General features: G+C 71.1%; 5 protein-coding genes and 1 pseudogene. 2 read left to right on the top strand and 4 right to left on the bottom strand.

Features of this window, described 5'->3' with window-relative positions; all coding sequences use genetic code 11:
• Both ABZ281_RS40755 and ABZ281_RS40750 read right to left on the bottom strand, forming a co-directional pair.
• The coding region (locus tag ABZ281_RS40755) for a serine/threonine-protein kinase (RefSeq protein WP_356663015.1) at positions 1-616 on the bottom strand (616 nt) is incomplete at its 3' end.
• A gap of 139 nt (positions 617-755) precedes the next feature.
• Positions 756-1,199 carry an ATP-binding protein gene (locus ABZ281_RS40750; RefSeq protein ID WP_356663014.1) on the bottom strand — a complete coding sequence of 148 codons (444 nt, stop codon included), beginning with the start codon at positions 1,197-1,199 and terminating at the stop codon, positions 756-758.
• 120 nt (positions 1,200-1,319) lie between these two features.
• Between ABZ281_RS40750 and ABZ281_RS40745 the strand changes: the two genes are divergently transcribed.
• Positions 1,320-2,177, top strand: coding sequence for a helix-turn-helix transcriptional regulator (locus ABZ281_RS40745; protein ID WP_356663013.1), 858 nt, complete (start codon positions 1,320-1,322; stop codon positions 2,175-2,177).
• Entirely contained in the window at positions 2,174-2,380 is a 207-nt protein-coding gene (locus ABZ281_RS40740; protein ID WP_356663012.1) for a DUF397 domain-containing protein, read from the top strand. Before ABZ281_RS40745 ends, ABZ281_RS40740 begins: the two co-directional genes overlap by 4 nt.
• A gap of 59 nt (positions 2,381-2,439) precedes the next feature.
• Here the strand turns inward: ABZ281_RS40740 and ABZ281_RS40735 are convergent.
• Together ABZ281_RS40735 and ABZ281_RS40730 are read right to left on the bottom strand one after the other, a co-directional pair.
• Positions 2,440-2,880 (bottom strand): annotated as a pseudogene (locus ABZ281_RS40735) (type I restriction endonuclease subunit R); the annotation flags it as partial.
• The gene (locus ABZ281_RS40730) at positions 2,874-4,001 is read right to left on the bottom strand and encodes a hypothetical protein (RefSeq protein WP_356663011.1); all 1,128 of its coding nucleotides are present in this window, start codon (positions 3,999-4,001) and stop codon (positions 2,874-2,876) included. The gene ABZ281_RS40730 and the pseudogene ABZ281_RS40735, both read right to left, overlap by 7 nt.
• Positions 4,002-4,071: the final 70 nt, after the last annotated feature.

Here is a 4,071-nt window from a genome sequence, read left to right as displayed (position 1 = left end):
TCCGCCGCGTCCAGCCGGGCGAGCAGCAGCAGGTCGTCCAGGAGGATGCCCATGCGGGCGGCCTCGGCGCGCAGCCGGGCGAGGTGCCGGTCGCGGTCAGCTTGGTGACGTCCGTGCGCAGGATCGCCGCGATGCCGAAGTCCAGCACCTTCACCGTGCCGTCCCGGGCGACCAGGATGTTGCTCGGCTTCAAGTCGCGGTGGACGACCGGCACATCATGCGCGTACGACAGCACGGTCGCCACCTGCGCCGCCACGGCCACCGCCCAGCTGAGGGGGAGCGGCGGCCGGTCCGGACTCACGTACGCGGTCAGCGGCACGCCGTCGACCAGTTCCATCACCAGGAACAGATGCTCGTACGACTCGTCCAGCACCGCGTCGAACACCTGCGGCACGCCCGGGTGCTGGATGCGCGCGGTCACCCGGGCCTCGCGCCGGAACCGCTTCTCGAACTCCTCCGCCAGGTGCGGCGACGCCACGGCCTGCGGACGGATCAGCTTCACGGCGACCGGCCGGTCCAGCACGGCGTCGTAGCCGCGCCACACGTCCCCCATGCCACCGTGACTGAACTGCTCCAGCAGCTCGTAGCGCCCCGCGATCCGTCGTCCGTCCGGCACCTGGTCCTGGCCCCCGCCCGCGTCGAGTGTCCGAAGACGACTTGAGAGGTCTTCAGAGGTCTCTGATGTGGTCGGGGCTCAGTCTTCCGGGCGAGGGCGCGCGCGTCCAACCTGCGGGAGTACCGCTTGCGTGATCACGTCATGCCGGGTAGGCGGTGCACTCCGCCCAGACCGTCTTGCCGGGGCCACCCCCGGCGCGCGGCGAACAGCCCCAGCGGTCGGCCAGCGCCGCGACCAGCAGCAGGCCGCGTCCGCCCTCGTCGTCCGGCGCCGGGCCGGCGGAGAGGAGGGGGACGCTCTCCCCGCGGGTGTCGGTGACCTCGATCCGTACGGTGCGGGTCGACGGGGAGGCCGTCATGTGCACCTGGAAGTCCCGGCCGGGGACGTGCCCGTGCTGGACGGCGTTGGCGCACAGCTCCGCGGTCACGAGCGTGACGACGTCATGGGCGTCGCTGTCGTACGGGACGCCCCAGGCGTCGAGGCAGTGCTCGCACAGGCGGCGGGCGAGGCGGGCACCGCGCGGGGTGGAGCTGAAGCGCATCGTGAACCGGTGCACCGTGACGGGTGATTGTGTTGCGGTCATGCCCTCACGGTGGCGTGCTGTCGCCTAGCGTGACCAGTGGTGACGCGCCGCTTACGGACCTTCGTACGGGGTGGGCGTGGGCGCTGTACGGGACGGTACGCGGGGAGAGGCGGCACGGCGATGACCGAGGTGCGGGACGAGGAGACGGCGGCGCGACGGCAGCAGCGGCCGGAGGACGAGCCGGGGACGGGCGTGGTGACGGCGTTCGGACAGCAGTTGAAGCTGCTGCGGACGCGGGCGGGGCTGGAGCGGGCGGAGTTCGGGAAGCGGCTGGGGTACTCGGCGGACACGGTGGCGTCTATTGAGCAGGGGAGGCGGATTCCGCAGGCCCGGTTCATCGAGAAGGCGGACGAGGTGTTGGGGGCGGGTGGGGTGCTTGCGGCTCTGAAGGAGGAGGTGGGGAGGGCTCAGTATCCGGCGTTCTTCCGGGACATGGCTCGGCTGGAGGCCGGGGCCACCGCCCTGAATGTGTACGCGGTGTACGCGGTGCCGGGTCTGTTGCAGACGCAGGACTACGCCCGTGCCGTCTTCCACATGCAGCGGCCCTTGCTGGAGGACGACGTGATCGAGCAGCGACTTGAGGCTCGTATGGCGCGACAAGAGATCTTCTGCCGACGACCTGCACCCCTGCTCAGCTTCGTGATCGAGGAGGCTGTACTGCGCAGGCCGATCGGCGGTCGGAAAGTCATGCGCGAAGCCCTGGAACAAGTCCTCCTTACGGGCCAGTCTAGAAACGTGGAGGTCCAGGTCATGCCGATCGAGCGGGAGGACAACGCAGCCTTGAGCGGTCCCTTCTCACTGATCGACGTCGACAAGGGGCAGCGCCTGGCGTACGCGGAGGTACAGGATCTAAGCCGCCTCTACACCGACGCTGCGTATGTGCGAACGCTTGAGGCGCGCTATGGCATCCTCCGATCACAAGCGCTGACACCGAGCGAGTCAGTGGCGTTCATTGAGCAACTGATGGGAGACACATGAGCGTGCAGCCCAGCAAGGCGGCTGTGCCAGAGGCCGCTTGGATCAAGAGCAGCTACAGCACAGGCAACGGTGGTGAGTGCGTCGAGGTCGCCGCAGCCGCCGGAGCCGTCCTCGTCAGGGACTCGAAGCAGCCCGCAGTGGCCCGGCTCGCGTTCGGCCCCGCAGCATGGAGTGGTTTCGTGCGGACGACCGTCGACTGCTGAACCGGCTGACGTACGGCGAAGGGCCCGGTGCGATGCACACGCATTGGGCCCCACTCGCGTCAGATCTCGTCCAGCCCTTCTTCCCGACGGATCATCCGCCAGGCGGCCCGGCGGGCGCTGCGGTCGAGGTTGGACTTGAAGTCCCGGTCGGTGCCGAAGTACCGCTTGCCGAGCGTGTCGATCGTGGAGACATGATCCATCATGTTCTCCTCGAACTTCTTGTCGAAGACGATGCCGAAGTTCTCCTCGTCGTTGACGAGGGCGGCGGCCCGGACCTTCGGATCCTTCTTCGTGGCGTTGAACGCCGGGAGGACGTCCTCCTCGGTGAACTCCGTGCCGAACTTGGCGTTGAACTTCTCGATCAGCTCGGACAGCAGTGACTTCTCGGCGTCCTTCGCGCCGCCGACCCCGTCGCCGAACCCCTTGAGCTCGGCCGCGCCCTCGGGGTTGAGGGACACGTCGTGCTCGCCGGTCTTCTCGACCCGCAGGTGGCTCAGGTCTCGTCACCCCGGCCGCGTACCGCGTCCCCCTCCGCCGCCTCCCGTGCCGGCAGCAGCTGCCCGCCCGTGAGCCCGCCCGCCAGCAGCCGCGCCGTCTCCTCCGCCAGCAGGGTCGCCCGCCGGGCTTCCGCCCGGAGCGCGTGCACGTGCCGGAACGCCTCCCCGTACCGCCGCTGCTCCTCCAGCGGCAGCAGCGGCACGCGCAGCCGGCCCGGGCTGACGGTCAGGACCGTGCTGCCCGTCGACGCGCCCGCGATGTTCTCCTCCGCGCCCAGGAACCCGGCGAGGAACCAGGCGTCCAGGCGTTTCGGGTCCGGCCGGAAGAGGTGGACGTGGAGGCCGAGCAGTGCGCCCCGGTCCTCCTCGCCCGCGACCCGGCTCATCGGCCCGTCGGGGCTCGCGATCGCCCGTACGAGGACATCCCCCGCGGCGATCACCGGTGGGGTGTGGCCGGGCAGCTCCGCCGGGTCGCCCGTAGGGCTCGATCCCCGCGCGATGTCCGAGCCGGTGAGCACCGCACGGGCCGTATCCGGCCGCGTCCCCTTCCCGTTGCTCCCGTTGCTCCCGTCACCGTCCGCGCGGCTCCGCGCTCCCTCCGGCATGGTCCGCAGCAGAGTGAGCGCCCCGCCGCGTGCCAGGTCGGACACCGTCGCCGTCCGCCATTCGCGGACCGAGGCGCCCGCGGCGCTCCACCCCTCCCGGCCCGCTGTCCGAGCCAGGGACCGCGCAGCGCCGATGAGACCCCGGCGCGCGGTATCGACCTCGGCCGACAGTTCCGCCGGGTCGACCTCGGCCCGGGACGCTCGTACGAGCCGGGCCGGGGTCAGATCGACCACGTCGTCCAGCAGGTCCACCACGCCGACCGCGTGCGCGACACCGGGTTCGCCCTCGAAGGTGTCCGGGTTCTCCGCGAATGCCTGCCACGCGCCCACGGCATGCGCGGTGATCGCCTCCCAGTCCACTGAGGCGGACCGGCTTCCGCCCCTCGTCCGCCCGGTCGCCACCACCCCACCGCGCCCGCCCGCCGTCGCCGCACCCGCCGCCGCGTCGGCCGCCGTGTCCACGAACAGCACCGACTTGTGCGCGGGGCCGCCCGGCTCGGGCCGCTGCAGTGCCCACACCTGGAGGTTCCCGACACACCCCCGAAGGCCGCTTCACCCTTCGGGCCGGAACCCCTCGTCCGGATCCGCG

The sequence above is a fragment of the Streptomyces sp. NPDC006265 genome (assembly GCF_040613555.1).
GTDB lineage: Bacteria > Actinomycetota > Actinomycetes > Streptomycetales > Streptomycetaceae > Streptomyces.
The sequence above is the reverse complement of the archived record's forward strand: the minus strand, read 5'-3'. Positions and strand labels throughout refer to the sequence as shown.

Excerpts from the sequence above, each read along its gene's own strand:
- ABZ281_RS40750 (WP_356663014.1), bottom strand. The coding sequence starts at position 1,199 with ATGACCGCAACACAATCACCCGTCACGGTGCACCGGTTCACGATGCGC.
- ABZ281_RS40740 (WP_356663012.1), top strand. The coding sequence starts at position 2,174 with ATGAGCGTGCAGCCCAGCAAGGCGGCTGTGCCAGAGGCCGCTTGGATC.
- ABZ281_RS40745 (WP_356663013.1), top strand. The coding sequence starts at position 1,320 with ATGACCGAGGTGCGGGACGAGGAGACGGCGGCGCGACGGCAGCAGCGG.